The 17,882-nt window shown below is 62.0% G+C and carries 17 protein-coding genes and 3 pseudogenes; 12 read left to right on the top strand and 8 right to left on the bottom strand.

Annotation, left to right across the window (positions count from 1 at the left end; all coding sequences use genetic code 11):
• The first annotated feature begins 126 nt into the window (after positions 1-126).
• Positions 127-687 (top strand): DUF3617 domain-containing protein, encoded by a 561-nt coding sequence (locus ACZ2HM_RS14860; protein WP_470425562.1) that lies wholly within the window; start codon positions 127-129, stop codon positions 685-687.
• An 83-nt stretch (positions 688-770) separates the two neighbouring features.
• Positions 771-1,277 carry a DUF3617 domain-containing protein gene (locus ACZ2HM_RS14865; RefSeq protein WP_470425563.1) on the top strand — a complete coding sequence of 169 codons (507 nt, stop codon included), beginning with the start codon at positions 771-773 and terminating at the stop codon, positions 1,275-1,277.
• A 386-nt stretch (positions 1,278-1,663) separates the two neighbouring features.
• Here the strand turns inward: ACZ2HM_RS14865 and ACZ2HM_RS14870 are convergent, their stop codons facing one another.
• Entirely contained in the window at positions 1,664-2,425 is a 762-nt protein-coding gene (locus tag ACZ2HM_RS14870; RefSeq protein ID WP_470425564.1) for a COG4705 family protein, read from the bottom strand.
• A 137-nt stretch (positions 2,426-2,562) separates the two neighbouring features.
• Between ACZ2HM_RS14870 and ACZ2HM_RS14875 the strand changes: the two genes are divergently transcribed.
• Genes ACZ2HM_RS14875 through ACZ2HM_RS14890 form a run of 4 tightly spaced genes read left to right on the top strand, consistent with a single transcriptional unit; the run spans position 2,563 to position 8,708 of the window.
• A complete protein-coding gene (locus ACZ2HM_RS14875) occupies positions 2,563-3,555 on the top strand; it encodes an efflux RND transporter periplasmic adaptor subunit (protein WP_470425565.1) in 993 nt (330 codons plus the stop codon).
• A complete protein-coding gene (locus ACZ2HM_RS14880; protein WP_470425566.1) occupies positions 3,555-6,656 on the top strand; it encodes an efflux RND transporter permease subunit in 3,102 nt (1,033 codons plus the stop codon). Before ACZ2HM_RS14875 ends, ACZ2HM_RS14880 begins: the two co-directional genes overlap by 1 nt.
• Positions 6,653-8,029 (top strand): efflux transporter outer membrane subunit, encoded by a 1,377-nt coding sequence (locus tag ACZ2HM_RS14885; protein WP_470425567.1) that lies wholly within the window; start codon positions 6,653-6,655, stop codon positions 8,027-8,029. Before ACZ2HM_RS14880 ends, ACZ2HM_RS14885 begins: the two co-directional genes overlap by 4 nt.
• Before the next feature lie 4 nt (positions 8,030-8,033).
• A complete protein-coding gene (locus ACZ2HM_RS14890; protein ID WP_470425568.1) occupies positions 8,034-8,708 on the top strand; it encodes a response regulator transcription factor in 675 nt (224 codons plus the stop codon).
• A 44-nt stretch (positions 8,709-8,752) separates the two neighbouring features.
• On the opposite strand, the gene ACZ2HM_RS14895 is transcribed toward ACZ2HM_RS14890, so the two are convergent.
• Positions 8,753-9,088: a hypothetical protein gene (locus tag ACZ2HM_RS14895; protein WP_470425569.1), complete on the bottom strand. Its 336-nt coding sequence runs from the start codon at positions 9,086-9,088 to the stop codon at positions 8,753-8,755.
• Between the two features lie 81 nt (positions 9,089-9,169).
• On the opposite strand from ACZ2HM_RS14895, the gene ACZ2HM_RS14900 reads away from it, so the two are divergent.
• The gene (locus ACZ2HM_RS14900; protein WP_470425570.1) at positions 9,170-10,057 is read left to right on the top strand and encodes a sensor histidine kinase; all 888 of its coding nucleotides are present in this window, start codon (positions 9,170-9,172) and stop codon (positions 10,055-10,057) included.
• Between the two features lie 78 nt (positions 10,058-10,135).
• On the opposite strand, the gene ACZ2HM_RS14905 is transcribed toward ACZ2HM_RS14900, so the two are convergent.
• Positions 10,136-11,560: a competence protein CoiA family protein gene (locus ACZ2HM_RS14905; RefSeq protein WP_470425571.1), complete on the bottom strand. Its 1,425-nt coding sequence runs from the start codon at positions 11,558-11,560 to the stop codon at positions 10,136-10,138.
• Between the two features lie 41 nt (positions 11,561-11,601).
• Positions 11,602-11,904: a hypothetical protein gene (locus tag ACZ2HM_RS14910; RefSeq protein ID WP_470425572.1), complete on the bottom strand. Its 303-nt coding sequence runs from the start codon at positions 11,902-11,904 to the stop codon at positions 11,602-11,604.
• A gap of 107 nt (positions 11,905-12,011) precedes the next feature.
• On the opposite strand from ACZ2HM_RS14910, the gene ACZ2HM_RS14915 reads away from it, so the two are divergent.
• The 3 genes from ACZ2HM_RS14915 (at position 12,012) to ACZ2HM_RS14925 (ending at position 13,613) form a co-directional block, all read left to right on the top strand.
• Positions 12,012-12,359 carry a hypothetical protein gene (locus ACZ2HM_RS14915; RefSeq protein ID WP_470425573.1) on the top strand — a complete coding sequence of 116 codons (348 nt, stop codon included), beginning with the start codon at positions 12,012-12,014 and terminating at the stop codon, positions 12,357-12,359.
• A 25-nt stretch (positions 12,360-12,384) separates the two neighbouring features.
• Complete coding sequence (locus tag ACZ2HM_RS14920) at positions 12,385-12,759, top strand: hypothetical protein (protein ID WP_470425574.1); 375 nt, start codon at positions 12,385-12,387, stop codon at positions 12,757-12,759.
• Positions 12,760-12,831: 72 nt separating this feature from the next.
• A protein-coding gene (locus tag ACZ2HM_RS14925; protein WP_470426865.1) for an IS5 family transposase occupies positions 12,832-13,613 on the top strand; the annotation gives its coding sequence in 2 pieces (ribosomal slippage) (positions 12,832-13,156 and positions 13,156-13,613; 783 coding nt in all).
• Positions 13,614-13,921: 308 nt separating this feature from the next.
• Here the strand turns inward: ACZ2HM_RS14925 and ACZ2HM_RS14930 are convergent.
• Together ACZ2HM_RS14930 and ACZ2HM_RS14935 are read right to left on the bottom strand one after the other, a co-directional pair.
• Positions 13,922-14,251: pseudogene (locus ACZ2HM_RS14930) on the bottom strand (ATP-binding protein); the annotation flags it as partial.
• A complete protein-coding gene (locus tag ACZ2HM_RS14935) occupies positions 14,236-15,018 on the bottom strand; it encodes a DUF4158 domain-containing protein (RefSeq protein ID WP_470425575.1) in 783 nt (260 codons plus the stop codon). The gene ACZ2HM_RS14935 and the pseudogene ACZ2HM_RS14930, both read right to left, overlap by 16 nt.
• A gap of 137 nt (positions 15,019-15,155) precedes the next feature.
• Here ACZ2HM_RS14935 and istB point away from each other — a divergent pair, with 137 nt between their 5' ends.
• Complete coding sequence (gene istB, locus ACZ2HM_RS14940; protein WP_062093922.1) at positions 15,156-15,896, top strand: IS21-like element helper ATPase IstB; 741 nt, start codon at positions 15,156-15,158, stop codon at positions 15,894-15,896.
• Positions 15,897-16,429: 533 nt separating this feature from the next.
• Positions 16,430-16,745 (top strand): annotated as a pseudogene (locus ACZ2HM_RS14945) (hypothetical protein); the annotation flags it as partial.
• A gap of 185 nt (positions 16,746-16,930) precedes the next feature.
• Here the strand turns inward: ACZ2HM_RS14945 and ACZ2HM_RS14950 are convergent.
• A pseudogene (locus ACZ2HM_RS14950) lies at positions 16,931-17,191 on the bottom strand (transposase); the annotation flags it as partial.
• A gap of 42 nt (positions 17,192-17,233) precedes the next feature.
• The gene (locus ACZ2HM_RS14955; RefSeq protein WP_066282962.1) at positions 17,234-17,815 is read right to left on the bottom strand and encodes a UPF0149 family protein; all 582 of its coding nucleotides are present in this window, start codon (positions 17,813-17,815) and stop codon (positions 17,234-17,236) included.
• Between the last annotated feature and the right edge of the window lie 67 nt (positions 17,816-17,882).

Genomic DNA, 17,882 nt, shown 5'->3' on the forward strand with positions numbered 1-17,882 from the left:
TACGCAGAACAAATCAAGAACGATATTGTGAGGCGTCGATACCGCCTAAGAATTTGAAATGTCGCTTCGGCCTGATATGCTCTCGAAAACAACGGGCCGCCACCGCGCGCGAACAGGGGAAATGCGATGACGAAGGCTTTTGGGATTACCGCCACGGCGCTGCTGATGCTGGCCGCCTGCGGCGACAAGCCGGGCGAGACGACCGGCAATATCGCGGCCACCGACGCCATGAGCCGCGAAGAGGTGAAGGCCGCGGTCGACAAGGTGCAGCTGAAGCCGGGCCAGTGGGAGGGGCGCTTCACCATCCAGGATATTGACCTGTCCAAAATGCCGGGCGCGCCCGCGGGCATGGAGGATCAGATGAAGAGCATGATGAGCCAGACCGCGCTCAAATATTGCGTCACGCCCGAAGAAGCGGCCGACCCCAGCGGCGAGATGTTTGCGGGCCAGGATAATAAGGACTGCGCCTTCAAGGACTTTGCCGTCAGCGGCGGGACGGTGAAGGGGCAGGTGTCGTGCAAGGCCGATGGCGGCACGATGAACGCGACGATGGCGGGCACCTATGCCTCCGACAGCTATGCGATGGACATGGACATGCAGATGGCGGGCGGCCCCGACGGCACCGCCATGGCGATGAAGGCGCGGTCGGAGGGCAAGTGGATCGGGGCGGACTGCACGGCGGAATGATCGCCGCGCATTTCCGCTTGCGCTTTATGCCCGACGGGTAGAGCCTTGCCCTCGTTCCGACATGTAAGAACGGGGGAGAGGATATGGACAAGAGCCTTTTGGCGGCGCTGCCGCTTGCGATGATGCTGGGGCTCGGCGGCTGTGGCGGGGAACCGGCACCAGCGCCGGAGGCCGAAGCGGCACCGATCCTGATGCGCGCGGGCGAGTGGATATTGACCCGCAAGACCACCGGCTACAACACCCCGACCGTCACGCCGGCGCAATATCAAGAAGCGCTGCGCCAGGTCAGCGAGGACAAGATCTGCATCGCGATCGCGCCTGATGGGGTGCCCGATGTTGCCGCGCTGGCCGGTGGGGAGGGTACGGACTGCAGCTATAAGGACAAGCTGGCGCGGAATGGCCGGTTGATCGTGACGCTGGCCTGCAAGGCGGGGGCGGGCACGTCGGAAATCATGGCGGAGGGCAATTATACCGCCGATACCATGACGCTGGGCACCACTATGACCAAGACGCAGGGCGGACAAGCCGTGTTGCGCACCACCCATGACCTGACCGGCAAGCGGGTCGGCGACTGCCCGGCACCGGGATGACGGTCAGGTGTTGACCGCTGCCCGGATCATTCCCACTCGATTGTTCACCGTGAACATAAGCATATGATATTAAAAGGAAAAATATTTTTTTGCGGCCGCGATACCGTCGCAGGCGCCAACACAAAGTCGGGCTGTTGATATCATTGGAGAATTTGCCCTCCTTTTTGTAACCCACGTTTCCGGGTCAATCGCCACCTTTCGCGCCACTCGTCGCATATGTGGTCAACTGCCTTTGAGCTCAGATCCGGAAGAAGCACCGAAAAAATACCGTCACAGGCCGCGTCAAACAGGCATACAGATAACAACGAATGCCGTCACCAGAAACCCAACTTGGTTACCGTTGTTGGCCTACTCGCCGATCCCGGCCCGGCGATCTCCGGTGGGGGCTATTTCGAAGGCGCCTTCGTTGCGCTCTTCGGAAGGAGGGCCACAAGCGCAACAATTGCGATCGCGAGCACAACTGATGCCAGTGGCCGGCTGAATGCCAAGCCTCCATGATCGAGCGGCTTGTCGAGGAAATCTCCCACGGCCGCGCCCAGCGGACGCGTCAGGATAAAAGCAGACCAGAAAAGCGTGACCCGGCTGATATTCGTCGCGAAATATCCCGCTGCCAAAAGCGAAAGCGCGGCAGCAAAGATTGCCGCGGCACCGAGGTAGCCCAGGCCGCTGGTGTCAGCGAGCCAGTCGCCAAGCGCAGTGCCGAGCGTTTGGGATATTGTGATCGTGACCCAGTAAAACAGCTCTGCACGCGGCTCATGGACCGTTTCGACGGATATGGAGCCTAGCGCCCGATACCAAGCGAAAAGGGAGAGTAGTACGAGCGTCAACAAGAGCGCTGACCCTCCCGCGTATCCAATTCCGAGGGAGCGGGTGGCGAAATCAGCCATCGTTGTGCCCGCAGTCGTCGATGCGATGATCGTCGCCCAATAAAGCGCCGGTCGATAGCGTGTTGCGGCAATCTGCCAAGCAACCAGCGCGACAAGCACGCCTAGAAAGATCGCGCTGCTCACCAAATAGCCGAGGTTCAGCGTCATGCTGACAGTGTCGCCGGCTGTTTCACCAAGGGTGGTCGCCAGGATCTTGATGATCCAGAATCCCAACGTGATGGCGGGCACTTTGATAAGTGCGGCTCGGGCCTGGTTCGTCATAGACATTGGGTTTCCTTCAAGCACCTTTGCAGCGCTTCTACGCCCATTTTGCCGCATCCAAACCGGCCAGCCTCGACATTGGGGTTTTGTATAGAACTGCCAAGCTGGCCCCAATCGCGCTGTCCTATGCATGTGCGATGACGCGCGCCCTCCACCCTGCATTGTTTTTGCCCATAGTTTTGCTCCACGGATGCGGCAGCGAACCTTCGGCGAAGCCTGTCGCACCGGCCAAGGCTGAAGCGGTTGCCCATGAGGCCGACCTCCTGAAGCTTACGCTAACGTCTCAAGCCCAACAGCGACTTGGCATTCGCGTCGTGCGGATCGAGGGCGGCAGCGCGGAGCGGACGCGCGAGACGAGCGGAGAAATCGTCGTGCCGCCATCCGGCGCGGGCGGCGTCCCTACGGGCTCGACCAGCAACATTGCCCAGATCGGCGCCAGCCAGGCAGCAGCCGATGGTGAGGTTGCTCGAACCCAGGCACTCGTTCGTCTCGCTCGCATCTCCCTTGCCAGAGCCGATGCGCTGGTCCGGGAAGAAGCGGGCAGCGTGCGCGCCCGCGATGAAGCAGCGGCGGGATTAGCGACGGCACGCGCCGTGGCAGATGCCGCGCAGGCGCAGCGGAGATTGCTTGGGCCTTCAGTGGGCGCAATGGGAAATCAAGCGACGCTGTGGGTCCGCGTACCCGTATTTGGGACTGACATTGGCAGCGTTGAGCAGGGTCGGGCGGCTACCGTGCGGCCCTTGGGAGACGCTGCCAGTCCACCGCGCAGCGCACGTGCCGTCCAGGCGCCACCGTCGGCGAATGCGACAGCGGGGACCGTTGACCTGTTCTTCGCTCTCGACAACCGCGACCGCACCTATCGTGTCGGACAGCGGGTAGCTGTCGCGCTACCGCTTGGCGGAACAGACGCCGGGCTATCCGTACCGACCGGGGCGATAGTCCGGGATATATATGGCGGTGAGTGGGTCTACCGGCGCACCGCGCCAAATACCTATGTCCGCCAGCGGATTGAAGTTGCGAGCGTCGCCGGCGACCGCGCCTTGCTGTCCCGCGGGCTTGAACGCGGGGTGGAGGTCGTGACCGACGGGGCCGCCGAGCTGTTCGGCACCGAGTTCGGGACGCCGCATTGATGCTTGCCTGGCTGGTTCGCGCCGCGCTGACCCAGCGCGTGCTGGTGATCGCCATGGCGGCGCTGCTCGTAGTCCTCGGCTTGCGCGCCACTGGCGACGTTCCGCTCGACGTCTTTCCGGAATTCGCGCCGCCAATGGTCGAGGTGCAGACCGAAGCGCCGGGCATGTCGACCGAAGAAGTCGAAAGTCTGGTCACCGTTCCTATCGAGGTGGCGGTCAGCGGCGTACCTGACCTTGCGACCCTGCGCTCGAAATCGGTGCTGGGGCTGTCCTCGGTCCAGATCCTGTTCAAGCGCGGCACCGATGTGATCCGCGCACGCCAATTGGTGCAGGAGCGCGTGACCCAGGCCCAGGCGCGCCTCCCCGCCGCAGCCCGGCCGCCAGTAATGCTGCCACCGCTTTCATCGACCAGTCGTGCGATGAAGATCGGCATCACCTCGACCAAGCTCGATCAGATGCAAATCTCGGAGCTGGCGCGCTGGACGATCCGGCCACGGTTGATGGCGGTGCCTGGAGTCGCCAATGTCGCGATCTGGGGCCTGCGCGACCGGCAATTGCAGATCCTCGTCGATCCTGACCGCCTGCGCGCAGCGGGGGTAACACTGGCTGAACTGCGCTCAGCCGCTGGCGATGCGGTGCTGGTCGGTGGCGGCGGGTTCGTCGATACTCCCAACCAGCGGCTCGCCGTGCAGCAGACCAGTGCGATCCAGAGCGCCGACGATCTCGCCCAGGCGATCATCAAGCAAACCGGTGACGCGTCGGTCCGGATCGGCGACGTGGCGCGCGTGGTCGACGGGTTCGCCGCTCCGATCGGCAACGCGATCATCGACGATGTCCCCGGCCTGATGCTGATCGTCGAGAAGCAGCCGACCGGAAACACATTGCAACTGACCCGCGATGTGGAAGCCGCGCTCGCCGAAATCGCACCCGGGCTGCGCGACGTGAAAGTCGATACGACCATCTTTCGCCCCGCGACCTTCATCGAACGCTCGATCGACAACCTGACTCGTGCGCTGCTGATCGGCTGCGTGCTGGTCGCGATCGTTTTGTTCGTGTTCACCCGCGACTGGCGGCAGGCGACGATCAGCCTGGTGGCGATCCCATTGTCGCTACTCAGCGCGGGACTGGTCCTGTTGTGGAGCGGGGCGACGATCAACACGATGGTGATCGCGGGCCTCGTCATCGCGCTGGGCGAAGTGGTCGATGACGCGATTATCGATGTCGAGAATATCGCGCGGCGGCTGCGGCTCAATCGTGAGTCGGGCAATCTAAGGTCGGCGTTCGATGTCGTGCTGTCGGCCTCGCTCGAAGTGCGGTCGGCCGTCGTTTTCGCGTCACTAATTGTGATGCTGGTGTTTCTGCCGATCTTCTTCCTCGGTGGCGTGGCCGGCACCTTCTTCCAGCCTCTCGCCATCGCATATGTGTTTGCGATCGCCGCGTCCCTGCTGGTCGCGCTGGTTGTCACGCCCGCGATGTGCTTGTTCCTGCTGCCCAATGCGCCACTGAAGGCCGACCGTGACACCCGGCTCGTGGCTTTGCTCAAGCGTCGGTACGCAGGTGCGCTGCCCCGCCTGGTCACGCGCCCAAGCCTCGCCATAGGGATTGTCGCGGGCGGACTGCTGGTGGCTGGCCTCGGCTATGCCAGCTTCAAAGACCAGTTCCTGCCCGATTTCCGCGAAACAGACTTCCTGATGCACTTCGTTGAAAAGCCGGGGACGTCGATTGAAGCGATGGACCGCATCACCATCCGCGCCTCGAAGGAACTGCGTGCCATTCCCGGCGTGCGTAATTTTGGCGCTCATATCGGCCGTGCCGAAGCCGCCGATGAAGTGGTCGGCCCGAACTTTACGGAACTGTGGATCAGCCTCGACGAAAACGCGCCGTATGACGAGAGCGTCGCGCAAATCAAAGCCGCGATCGACGGATATCCCGGCCTCTATCGCGACGTGCTGACCTATTTGCGCGAGCGCATCAAGGAAGTGCTGACCGGTGCTGGGGCGACCGTCGTCGTCCGCATCTTCGGTCCCGATCAGGGCGAGCTGCGCGCGGCGGCCGAGCGGGTGCGCGCCAAGGTAGCGAACATTCCCGGTGTTGCCGACCTGAAGGTCGAGCAGCAGGTGCTCGTGCCGCAGATTCAGGTGATTCCACGCCCGGCCGACCTTGCTACCTTCGGCCTGACCGCTGGCGAAGTCCGCCGACAAGCGCAAACGCTGATTGCAGGGCAGAAGCTCGGCGAAATCTACCGCGACCAGAAGGCTTTCGACGTCGCGTTGTGGGGCGAACCGGCCGTCCGTAGCGACTTGCACGCGCTGGCCGACCTGATGATCCAGGCACCGACCGGCGCGCCGGTGCGGCTGCGCGATGTTGCCGATGTACGGATCATGCCTGCACCAAATGAAGTGAAGCGCGAAAACGGCCAGCGCCGCATCGACGTGACCCTAAACATCGCAGGCGCCGATCTGGGCGGCGTCGCCCGCGCCGTCGAGGCCGCAGTGGCGCAAGTGCCATTCGCGACCGGCTATAGTCCTCGCGTGCTGGGCGAATATGCCGCGCTCCAGGAATCGCGCCAGCGACTTTGGAGCACGGGATTGCTGTGCCTCGTTGGCATCCTGCTGCTCGTCTGGCTGGAGTTCCGATCGGGACGGATCACGGCACTCGTCGCGCTCAGCCTGCCCTTCGCCCTGGTTGGTGGGGTAATTGGGGTGGCGCTGACCGGCGGTGTGCTCTCGCTGGGCTCACTGGTCGGTTTCGTCACCGTGATCGGCATATCAGCACGCAATGGCATCATGCTGCTATCGCATTACGACCATCTTCGCCGCGTCGAGGGCGAGGCGTTCGGCCCCGCGTTGATCTTGCGAGGGGCTGAGGAACGGCTCGTGCCGATCCTGATGACTGCCCTTTGCGCGGGCCTTGCACTGCTGCCGCTGATCATTGCCGGCGACAAGCCAGGGCATGAGATCGAGCATCCAATGGCGATTGTCATCCTGGGCGGGCTGGTCTCCTCGACGCTGCTCAACCTTTTCCTGATGCCGGCCCTCTATGCGCGATTTGGCCAGGAAAAGCCGGCCGCCGAAACCAAACTGGCGGAGGTTTCGGCATGAAGCGGCTCGCTCTCTTTATCGCGCTCCTCTCAAGCGGTTGCATGACGGCTCCTGCACCACCACCGACCATTGCCCCGCCGACTGCGACCGGCCCATTTGCAAGCCTGCCCATCGCCTCGATCGCGCCGGTGCCCGACGAGTGGTGGAGGCTGTATGACGATCCAGTACTAGACGGACTGGTACAGGCGAGCCTCGCCGCCAATGCAGACCTGCGCGTTGCCTACGCCAATCTCGACGGTGCGCGCGCTGCGCTGCGACAGGCACGTGCGGCGCGATTGCCATCAACGACGGTCGAGAGCGCAGGCACCATCGATGGCAGCGCCACCCAGCCCAGCGCCTCGTCGAATGTGCCGACGACCGACTATGATCTTGCCCTGACGGCGAGCTGGGACGCCGATCTGTTCGGCCGCCTACGCTCGGGCGCGCTGGCTGCTGCCGCCGACATAGAGGCGCAGGCCGCCGCGCTCGATGGTGTACGCGTCGCTGTCGCTGCCGATACCGTGCTTGCCTATGTCGAACTTTGCGGGGCAACACAGGCCTTGCACGTCGCTGGCGAACAGGTGCGCGTCCAGGAACGCTCGATCGCAACGCTACGCAGTCAGTTCCGCGCTGGTGAGGTATCACCACTGGAGGTATCGCAATCGGCAAGCCTGCTCGAAACAACTCGCGCGACCATCGCCCCCTATGAGGCGCTGCAGGCGAACGCTCTCTATCGACTGGCGACCTTGCAGGGCCGCCCACCCGCTGACGCACGCGCCAACCCGGTTGTGTGCCGCGTCACGCCCAGGCTCCGCACTAGCGCCCCTATAGGTGACGGACAGGCGCTGATCTTTCGCCGCCCAGACGTCCGTGAAGCCGAACGCCGCCTCGCCGCCGCTGCTGCCCGTGTCGGCGTGGCGCGCGCGGACTTGTATCCCCGCGTCAATCTGGGCGGTGCCGTCGGCCTGCTGACTGGCAATTTCGTCGCGACCGCCTCGCCGCTGATTAGTTGGGCTTTCCCCAATCAAGCGCCTGCTCGAGCAAGGATTGCGCAGGCGCGCGCCACCGAGCGAGCCGCATTGGCAGGGTGGGACGTCGCAGTTCTGCGGGGCCTGCGAGAAGTCGAGACCGCGCTGGCGACCTATGACGCCGAGGCCCGGCGCAACGGCACGCTCGGTGCAGCCTTGACGCAGGCGGACCTCACGGCACGCCGCGCCGCTGCACGTGTCCGCCTTGGTGACGCAGCCTTCCTGATCCAGCTCGACGCCGAGCGGACCCGCGCCCAGGCCGCACTGGCGCAGGCGCAATCCGATCTTGCGATTGCACAAGCCCAAGTCGCCTTGTTCCGCGCGCTCGGTGGTGGGTGGCAGACCGGCGGCGCGCCGCTACAGTGACGCCATGCGCATCCTGATCGTCGAGGACGACGCCGATACCAGTCGATTCGTCGCACGCGGCCTGAGCGAACTCGGGCACCATGTCGTCACCAGTCCAGACGGCCGCGACGGGCTGTTCCTGGCGACGGAGGGTGGCTTCGATGCACTGGTGATCGACAGGATGCTGCCTGGGCTCGACGGTCTGTCGCTGGTCAAGGCGTTGCGCGCAGCGGGCAGCACCGCGCCCATCCTGATGCTGACGGCGATCGGCGGCATCGCCGACAGGGTTGAGGGACTGGAAGGTGGCGCCGACGATTACTTGGTCAAGCCGTTTGCTTTCACCGAGCTCGCCGCGCGGCTTCAGGCGCTTGGCCGCCGCCCGGTCGCAGCCGTCGAGCCCGCACGACTGTCGGTCGCGGACATTGTCCTTGATCTTCACCGGCGCACGGTGATGCGCGCCGGGCAGCGCGTCACTCTGCAACCGCGCGAGTTCGCCCTGCTCGCCGAGCTGATGCGCTATCCCGGCCGGGTGATGACCCGGACGATGCTGTTGGAAAGGGTGTGGGACTTTGATTTCGATCCCAAAACAAATATCGTTGAAACCCATCTCAGCCGACTGCGCTCAAAGCTCAATGCCGGGTTTGATACCGACGCAATCGAGACGGTTCGCGGTGCCGGCTATATGATCCGCGAGACGTGATGCCGGGATTGTTGGCGAAACGCTGGTGGCGGACAACATTTGGCCTAGTCGCGCTCGTCGCGATCGGATTCGGTATTGCGACGCTCCTCGTGGGCGCGATCGCATTCGGCGTCGTCCATGAGGAGCTTGAAAAGCAGCTTGATCATCGCATCGCCGCAGAAACTGCAGCCCTGATCGACGAGGGCGACGACGGCCCCAGCGGTGTTGCCACCGCAATCGCCCGGCGCGATGCTGCCCGCAGTACCGCAAGCCTGGAATATAGGCTCGTTGATGCAGCCGGTCGCCGTGTCGCCGGAAAGCTCGATGCGTCGGTGCCAAGCGAACCGGGCTATGTCGAACTCTTGTCCTACACCCGCGATGGCGAGCGGCGGATCGCACAATCTCTAACCACGCGGTTGCCTGGCGGCCACCGCCTGCTCGTTGCGGCTGATCGCGCGGTCATCGACGAAATGGACGCGACGATGATCCGCCTGTTCGCCGGTGCCTTTGGCGCGATCTTGGCGCTTGGTATCGGCGCCGCGTGGATTGTCGGTGCGGTGACCCGGGCACGCCTCGCGCGGATCGACCGCACAGCGCTCGCGATCATCGACGGTGATCTGACCCAGCGAATGCCGATAACAGGTCAAGGAGATGAATTCGATCGGGTGGCCGAAACGCTGAATCGAATGCTCGATCGGATCGGGGTCCTCATGGACAATCTGCGCCAGGTTTCGAGTGACGTGGCGCACGATCTGCGGACACCTCTCACCCGTCTTCACAATAGATTAGACGAAGCCCTTAGCAGCGTAGATCGGAACGTCCAGTTGAGCGCGATCGAAGCAGCCCGTGTGCAATCGCGCGAACTGCTGGACATCTTTGCTGCCCTGCTCCGCATCGCTGAGGTCGAAGGCTTGGGATCTAGGGTGCCGTTTGGCGAGGTTGCGCTCAGCCATCTCGTTGAAGGGATCGTCGAAACTTATCGCCCCGATATGGAAGCGGGTGGCCACATTCTGGTTACCGACATTTCGGCTGATCTGGTCCTGACAGGTGATCGCCGCCTGCTACAACAGCTCCTCACCAATCTGCTCGACAACGCGCTGGCTCACACGCCGTCGGATACGACAGTCACGGTCTCTCTGAAGCGAATTGGCTCGAACAACATTGGCCTTGTAGTTGCTGACGATGGACCAGGCGTTCAGGGCGACGTCACTAAGCTGTTCGAACGGTTTACTCGTGGCGAAAGAAGCCGAACGACAACGGGTCATGGCCTTGGCCTCGCACTGGTCGCTGCGATTGCAGCCGCGCATCGGGGTAATGTGCATCTCTCTCCACCGCCTGGCTTTTGTGTATCGGTTGAACTGCCCGGTTGAATCGTACCGATCGACAATGCGCTATATTGCGGTCGCTACAACCAATCTGCACTATCCCCGGCTCACCCAGGACTCGGATTATCCGGAAGTTTTTGGGCCAGAGTTCGGATCCGCCCAGCGGGGCAATTGCGCCAGATCGATCAGTTCTGCGCGTACCACGCCATCGAGCGCTTCAGGAAAGAGCCGAACGACTGCTTTCCATACGGGGTGATCAATCGTGACCTGTTCATGGGCCTCGCGTGCATTGCGCACGATTCTCTGAAGCGATGTGCGTTCGCCAAGGGCAGCCGCGCCGGTCACGCTCAAAAACTGCAGGATCATATCTGCATAGGGCGCAAAGGCTGCTGAGCCGACCTTGCTATTCAGCATTGCCAGGAGAGCGCCGTCCCCGGAATGGCGGGTGATATAAACGACGTCGGAGTCCTCAGCGGCGCTATGCGCGATCGAACAGAGTATCGCGAACAGGCTCGCGAGATGCGCCTGGCCCTTATCCGCATGGGTAGCCCAATACGCATCTTTCCAAGCCGATAGGTCCGGAACGTGCGCGCGGACCGAGGCCCATGCGGGGGCAAAGCTCTCGCTATAAAACGGCGAGGCAGGCTTATCGCGTTGCGCCTGCTGGAACGCCTTCCACCAGCGATTGCGAACCTCACGGCAGTAAGTCGCCAGCCGTTCGCTGCGTCGATCTTCGAGGAAAACTGACCGACCCGAACTGGTCTGTAGATCGTCGAGACTGACGAGCCTCGGCTTTAGGTAGCTGCCCTTGCCATCTTCGAGAAGGCATTTGATGACGAGCGTACCGCGCGCGACGGATGCGGCCTGCGCGTCGTCATCGAAGATGAAGGCATTCCCGCGCTGCATCGTGATGACATCATGGAATCCTTGAGGCAACGGCTCGTCGAGGCGCCGAAAAATCCAGATCAGCCGCACGCCCTCGCGCTCATAGTGCAAATGCCGGGCTGCGATCTCGGGTGCGAACGGCTTGGAAAGCTGCACTTCGAGCGCAAAGCGACCCAAGTCGCCCATATCGAGGAAAATGTCTGGAAAGCGGCCACGAGTGTGGATGGCAGGACGCAGGTAGGTATCGATCGCTGACGCTTTGCATCGTGGATCAGCCTTCGCCACCGCTTCGATAACCTGACAGAGCTGGCGATGAAGCGCCGATTCCTGGTTGCCTTGATATTGCGCGGCACGCGCGTCGTCCGGCGTGAGGGTGCCGCCATCGTACCAAGGGCAAGTCGGAGGACTATCGGGAAAATGGGCGTAAAACGGAACATGATCCCCATCCACCGCCTGCGCACGGATGAAAACGCCGCCTTCGCAAAGTCGACACCGCGCCAATGCCGTATTCGGAGCCTCCTGACGCCGAATGTTGATCTGGGTACGCAGGTGCTCCCAGCTTTCGCGGGGCATCGCCATAAGGGTCTCGATCGGCACCGCGCCGCGCGGTAGCTCGAAATCGGCGATCCGGATGGTTCGCTGCAGGTCAGTCCCGCGACGCACGGCGCGGCGGCTCCCCAGCCTCGCCGTGGCGACGCATTGGTTTAACCGTGATCATAGCGATTGATCCGCGCCAAACTTAAAAGCCCCTGCGGATCAACCAGCAGGATCTTCATCACACCTTGCTCGGCCGCTCGCTGTTTTGCCTTATGCATCAATTCGAGGGCGGGGAGCTCGAAGCCGCTGAGCCTGCGTGGCTTCGCCATCTCGGCTGTGACCGGACCAACCAGGTTCATTTCAAGTTCGGCGACGATCGATTGCCCAGCGCCTGTGGGACGGTCCACGTAGACCGCGAAATAGGGTTCGCCGGGCGCGATTGCCTGCTCATTCAAAAGAATCTCGGCCAACAACGTCCTCCCTCGATAGCGGAACCTTTATAGAACATCTTGCTCGACGAACAACATATGGGAATAGCTGACTCAACATTTTGCCGACCTGGAGTATCGACGAGGCTATGTCCGTTAAACGCCTGCGCACCATCGTGAATCTGTCGGTTCCGACCCTCTTCCGCCAGATAGCGGGCGGTCGGGTGCAGTGTGAAAGCGAAGCGACCTTGCAACTCCACCTTGGCCGGATCATCGCCAATGCTGCCGATCTCGAAATCACCAGCGAGCGCGAGACCTTCTCCGTTGAGCTGGAAAAGCCCCTACGCGGCGCCGGCGGCAAGCGCGGCCGCATCGATGTGTGGTTCCGGCTCACTGACGATGACGGTCGACAGTGGCGATGCGCGATCGAGCTCAAATTCTTCAAGCGGAGAAACCATCGAGAACCTAGGCGGCGTGGACAAATTGGCTTGGCATAGCTGCGAGTTGGGATAGCATGTGAGGATGCGCTTCCGATCCGTTATCGCTCTGGTTCCGATCCTTGCTGGTTGCGCCACACCCCGAGCGATCGATAACACTCAGTCAGCCCCGGCACTGCCGTCCGCTGAAGAAGTGAGCGAATATGTCTCGTTGCACTGGCCCGACGTGAGCAAGACCTTCGCCCGCTTCGCGAACCGTCCTGGACAGACGGCCGAGCTGATAGGGACATCAGAGGTTTCCTGCGGTTACACCTACACGACGCCGGAATGCTCGTATCAGGTTACTGGACGTTTCGGAGACGAGCCGAATGTTCAGCACCGCCTGTTTTCGCAGTTTGAGCGGGACGGTGCAGGTAAGTTAGTCGAAGTGATCGTTATGTGGCATGAGCGGCGCCGATGATTGAAAATTCCCCGCGCTGGCGTTGACGGGACAACACAGGATTGATTCAAGCCTGCTTTTTTGGAGGCAAGCTTGAGCAGGGGAGATCTCACCGAAGCGGAATGGCGCGTTCTGAAGGGCTTGTTGCCCATCGAGCCTGAGAACCGTGGACGAGGCAGGCCGCCCGAGCAGAACCGGTCCATCATCAACGGCATCCTTTGGCGGCTCCGCTGCGGCGCTCCATGGCGCGACGTGCCGCCCAAATATGGCAGCTGGAACACTATCTATCGCCGATTCCGGCGATGGAGTGAAGCCGGGGTCTGGGAGACCGTCGCCGTGACGCTGGCCGAGATCATGGCGGACAGCGGCCATTACAGCATCGACAGTACCACCGTTCGCGCCCACGTCTCGGCAGCGGGCGGAAAAGGGGGACTCATCGACGCGCTCTTGGCCGCTCGCGGGGCGGGTTCACCAGTAAGCTTCACTGCCTGGCTGATGCCCTCGGACGACCGCTCGCCTTCCACCTGACAGTCGGCGAGGCGGCAGATTGCAAAGCCTATGACGCCCTGATCGGCCTGCCTGAGCGCGCACCTGATGCCTTGCTAGCCGACAAGGGCTACGACGCAGATGCCATCCGGGCGGACCTTGCCGAACGGAAGATCAAGGCCGTCATTCCCGGCCGATCAAACCGCCGCGTGAAGATCGAACATGACCGGATGCTCTACAAGCAGCGCAACCGCATCGAACGCATGTTCGGCCACCTAAAGATCAACCGCGCCATCGCCACCCGATACGATCAACTGGCCAACAGCTTCCTCGGCATGGTCCATCTCGCCACCGCTAGATACTGGCTCAAATTTGTCCACGCCGCCTAACAATCGCTACGAGGTCTTCAAAGACATTGCGCGCCTTGAAAGTTGCGGTGACGTCGCAGATGTCGGCTTCATGATCGTCGCGACCGACCACCTGCACTACGTTAGCAACGAGGTGTATTCCCCTGCGACCTGTCAAACGGCGTTCAAAAGGGACCCCCGATCGGCGTCGAAGAGGGACCCCCTTTTCAGATAATATGATGCTGGTTTGTTGAAGATGGCCTTGCGCTGCGTGCGGCGGAGGGCGGGCGTAGCCCGACCGGAGGCGCGCGCAGCGCAAGATAGATTTTTGAAGGCGCCGAAGGTGGCTGTCAGCTGCGGTTTTTGAAGCGCCAGCTGTCGTTGCCCGTCTCGACGATATCGCAGTGGTGGGTGACGCGGTCGAGCAGCGCCGTGGTCATCTTGGGATCGCCGAACACGGTCGGCCATTCGCCGAAGGCGAGGTTCGTGGTGATGATGACGCTGGTCCGCTCATAAAGCTTGCTGATGAGGTGGAACAGCAACTGCCCTCCCGAGCGGGCGAACGGCAGATAACCGAGCTCGTCGAGAACGATCAGGTCGAGCCGCGACAGCTGCGCCGCCAGGGTCCCGCCTTTGCCGATCCGGGTCTCCTCTTCGAGGCGTGTCACCAGCCGAGCTGTCGCGCCGGCGCATGCCGGCGCATCTCCGAGGCCTTTTCACCGGCAACGCGGCGAACAATCTGATCGACCCATGGCTTGCCCGTAGCCGTCAGGAGATCATGGGGAAGATCAAGTCTCTGGATAAAGGCGAGTTTCTCGGTCACGTCGAGAATGTTGTCGAGCGTTGCCTGTCCGGCGTCACCCTTCATCCTGTTGAATCCGGTCGAGCTGTCCGGATCGGCAAGCGAGGCTTCCAATAACGCCACCGCATCTGACGAAAGCCGATCACTGGTTCCGATCAGCCAGGTGTCCAGATAATCTTGCCGTTGTGAGCGAACGACACGTTCAAGCTCCTTGCGCGACGGCCCATAAATACGCCGGTCCCGGCACCACAGGAAAACATGCTCAAGCATGGCATTGATCGACTGGCCGCCCGGGCACAGCTCGCCAGCAATCCATTCCGTCAATTGCGCGCGATCCACCCGCTTCATGCGGTGATATCCAAGATGGATCAGGATCTCCGCACAATGCCGTCGTGCTGTCCGACTGGAAAAGTCATAACCGGCTATCTCGCCAGCCTCGACACCGAGTTGCTCGGCCAGATACGAGAGGCCATCGGTAGGGATTGAGCCGGGATCGATCGCGAAAAACCCCAGGGAAGCGAAGAATTTCAGCTGCGCGGCGAGGCCAAGGCGCGTCAGGGCCGGCTTCGAATTTACAAAATCAATATCGGCAAAGCTCAGGCTCCATCGTCCGATCAAATCCCCGCCCGGAATACTCCGATCCATCAACCCACTCCCTATGATGGAGCGAACTGTCCTCTTCTATGATTTCCATCGTCAATACCGAATGCCACGTTCCCAAAACGTTCTCCGACTTGGCCAAAATCGCAGCTTGGGGCCGACTGGGCCTGAAAGGAACGACGATGCTTCAACATCCCACTCTCGACCGGCTGAACACGATGGGACTGGCCGGTATGGCCAAGGCATATGGTGAGCTCGCCGCCAACGCCGAGGCCGACAGGCTTACGCATCCCGAATGGCTGGCGCTGCTGCTCGATCGTGAATGGAGCTTCCGCCATGACCGCAAGCTCGCCGCGCGGTTGCGGTTCGCTAAGCTGCGCCACCAGGCATCTCCCGAGGACGTCGACTATCGCAGCCCACGCGGGCTCGATCGCGCCTTGTTCATGAAGCTCGTCGCCGGCGAATGGATCGCCGCTCGCGACAATCTGGTCATCACCGGACCGACCGGCGTCGGCAAGAGCTGGCTCGCCTGCGCGCTCGGTCACAAGGCCTGTCGCGACGACCGTTCGGTCCTCTACCAGCGCGTCCCCAAGCTGTTCTCCAATCTCGCGCTGGCGCGCGGTGACGGCCGACACGAGCGCTTCCTCAGGAAGCTCGGCAGCGTCCAGCTGCTGATTCTCGACGACTGGGGCCTGGAACCGCTCGATGCGCTCGCGCGCCACGATCTGCTCGAGATCCTCGAGGAACGCTACGGCCGTCGTTCGACCATCGTCACCAGCCAGCTTCCCATAGCCAGTTGGCATCATGTGATAGCGGACCCGACTTACGCCGACGCGATCCTGGATCGCCTGGTGCACAACGCTCATCGCCTCGATCTCGACGGCGACAGTATGCGGCGATCGAAAAATACGCCGGACGCTTGACGGCAGCCGCGAACGACACAACAACGAGCATTGCCGAAAGGCCCCGCTTCCGAGGGGGCGACTTCATCTCGGAATCAGGGGGCGTAATCATCCCGGAAACGGGGGGCGACTTCATCGGAATCGGCAAGCAACCCCATTGCGGATACGGAACAATAAACAGATTTCGTGAGATAATGCACCTTCAGTCTCCCCCTCCGATGCGGGCGCGTATCGATGTCGCGCTTCCGCATTTTGCGTGCACCCGTGGCCGGGCACACCAATACTAAGTGCGTCAGTGTGACATCGCGCCTTCCCCGATATCCCCGACACCTCAGTGCGCGGCTACGTCCCAAACGCACACGATTCCAGTTTATGAACTGTATAATCAATATTGATCAGGGAAATAGGAAGGCTGCCGCTTCATCCGAGATATTCATCCGTGTCTCCATCAGCGAAGAGACGCAGATGAACCCCGGTAGGCATTGATGATGTAGCCGCCCCCCGACGGCCTTGATGTGCCAACGTGGGTCTTCAATCGATGGAGGAGAGCGGTGATGTCGGAGATTGTTACGATCGGGCTGGATCTGGCGAAGAGGGTATTCCAAGTCCACGGGGCTGACGGAACTGGTCATGCTTGTCAACGGCACAGTAATTTTCCCCGGAACGGGGCATTTTACTCTGCCATCAACACATGCTATCGTGCGCAAGAAGCTGAGCCGGGATCAGGTGCTTTCCTTCTTCAGCGCGCTTCCACCCTGCACGGTCGCCATGGAGGCCTGCGGAGGGTCACATTATTGGGGCCGGGAGATAGCCCTGCTGGGCCATGAGGTTCGCCTGATCCCGCCGGGGTATGTGAAGCCTTTCGTAAAGTTATGCTGAGGTGAGCATAACTTCACTAGCAGGCTGTTGAAGAAGTAGCCGAGAGGGCGCGGGGGCTGCGGGCTACGGCTTTCGGCGGTCCTATTCGGGCCAGCGATCTTCCTTCCACGGCCTGTCTGGGCGGTGACCCCGGGCGGGGCGAGGGAGACGGCCAGCATCGGGTGCGGGCGAGCCGCTCATGCGGTCGCTCCGAGCAGCTTGGGCAACCGGATCAGATTATAGGCGGCCGCCGCGAAGGTGAACGACCAGTCGACCTTCTGGAGGCCGCGGAGCTTGGTTCGTCGCAGGCCTGCGACGGTCTTGATCCAGCCGAACGCCTCCTCGATCCGCTTGCGGACGCGCAGGCTGGCTGCGTAGCCGGCGTGGCGAGTGGTGCGGCGATCGATCGCCGAACGTCTGCGGCTGACGTTCTGGGCGACGTGCGGTCGGACGTTCAGTGGTAACCGCTGCTTCGACCCCACGTGGGATGTGGAGAGGCTTCAGTGTACGGTCAGGGTTCTTGCAAAGGCACACTGATCATGGATGAAGGAGATGATCTGGGGGATCATCCGCCAGGTATCTGCAAGAGCCTGATTTGCGAGGGGATCCTGGAGTTGGTCGATCCATGATGTGCCGTCGATGATCGTGCTTTGGCCAAGGATCGCTACAAGCGGGAGGCCGAACTCTCGATCAGACACGAAGGGCTTCCATGCGTCCATGTCCAGATGCATTGCAGTGAAGAAGCCATTGGCGAAGTCTTCCAGCAGGACCTCGCCGTCCTCGGTCCGCATATAGATCGGCGCATAGACCTCAGGGCACTCGGCAAGCTCGATGCAGATCTGGTTGTAGCGCTTGAGGATCGTTCGGCGTGCGAGCGCCGATCGGGCGCTTTGGACGTGTTCGCGCAGGATGCTCTTGAGCCATATGTCCGGATTGATGATGGACGGGCCGGCAGCCAACGCCGCGAGGAAGCCATCGATCGAGGAGACACCGGCGACCGGCGGATCAAGCGTATCAAGCCAAATTTCGAGCTGCTCTAATGAGAAGGTTCTGCCGGATGCGGTTTGACGTTTGAAGCTCATGCTGCCAGCGCTTCTAGCCGATCAGTCGCAGGGCGCCAGTTCCATGCCAACAGGCTGTGCAGATCGT

The organism is Sphingobium sp. KKT206 (assembly GCF_055640555.1).

What these genes read in the sequence shown, in the direction of transcription:
- ACZ2HM_RS14915 (WP_470425573.1), top strand. Translation starts at nt 12,012, where the DNA reads ATGTCCGTTAAACGCCTGCGCACCATCGTGAATCTGTCGGTTCCGACC.
- ACZ2HM_RS14900 (WP_470425570.1), top strand. Translation starts at nt 9,170, where the DNA reads ATGATCCGCCTGTTCGCCGGTGCCTTTGGCGCGATCTTGGCGCTTGGT.
- ACZ2HM_RS14890 (WP_470425568.1), top strand. Translation starts at nt 8,034, where the DNA reads ATGCGCATCCTGATCGTCGAGGACGACGCCGATACCAGTCGATTCGTC.
- ACZ2HM_RS14865 (WP_470425563.1), top strand. Translation starts at nt 771, where the DNA reads ATGGACAAGAGCCTTTTGGCGGCGCTGCCGCTTGCGATGATGCTGGGG.
- ACZ2HM_RS14860 (WP_470425562.1), top strand. Translation starts at nt 127, where the DNA reads ATGACGAAGGCTTTTGGGATTACCGCCACGGCGCTGCTGATGCTGGCC.
- ACZ2HM_RS14885 (WP_470425567.1), top strand. Translation starts at nt 6,653, where the DNA reads ATGAAGCGGCTCGCTCTCTTTATCGCGCTCCTCTCAAGCGGTTGCATG.
- ACZ2HM_RS14955 (WP_066282962.1), bottom strand. Translation starts at nt 17,815, where the DNA reads ATGAGCTTCAAACGTCAAACCGCATCCGGCAGAACCTTCTCATTAGAG.
- istB (WP_062093922.1), top strand. Translation starts at nt 15,156, where the DNA reads ATGCTTCAACATCCCACTCTCGACCGGCTGAACACGATGGGACTGGCC.
- ACZ2HM_RS14875 (WP_470425565.1), top strand. Translation starts at nt 2,563, where the DNA reads ATGACGCGCGCCCTCCACCCTGCATTGTTTTTGCCCATAGTTTTGCTC.
- ACZ2HM_RS14880 (WP_470425566.1), top strand. Translation starts at nt 3,555, where the DNA reads ATGCTTGCCTGGCTGGTTCGCGCCGCGCTGACCCAGCGCGTGCTGGTG.
- ACZ2HM_RS14920 (WP_470425574.1), top strand. Translation starts at nt 12,385, where the DNA reads ATGCGCTTCCGATCCGTTATCGCTCTGGTTCCGATCCTTGCTGGTTGC.
- ACZ2HM_RS14870 (WP_470425564.1), bottom strand. Translation starts at nt 2,425, where the DNA reads ATGACGAACCAGGCCCGAGCCGCACTTATCAAAGTGCCCGCCATCACG.
- ACZ2HM_RS14935 (WP_470425575.1), bottom strand. Translation starts at nt 15,018, where the DNA reads ATGGATCGGAGTATTCCGGGCGGGGATTTGATCGGACGATGGAGCCTG.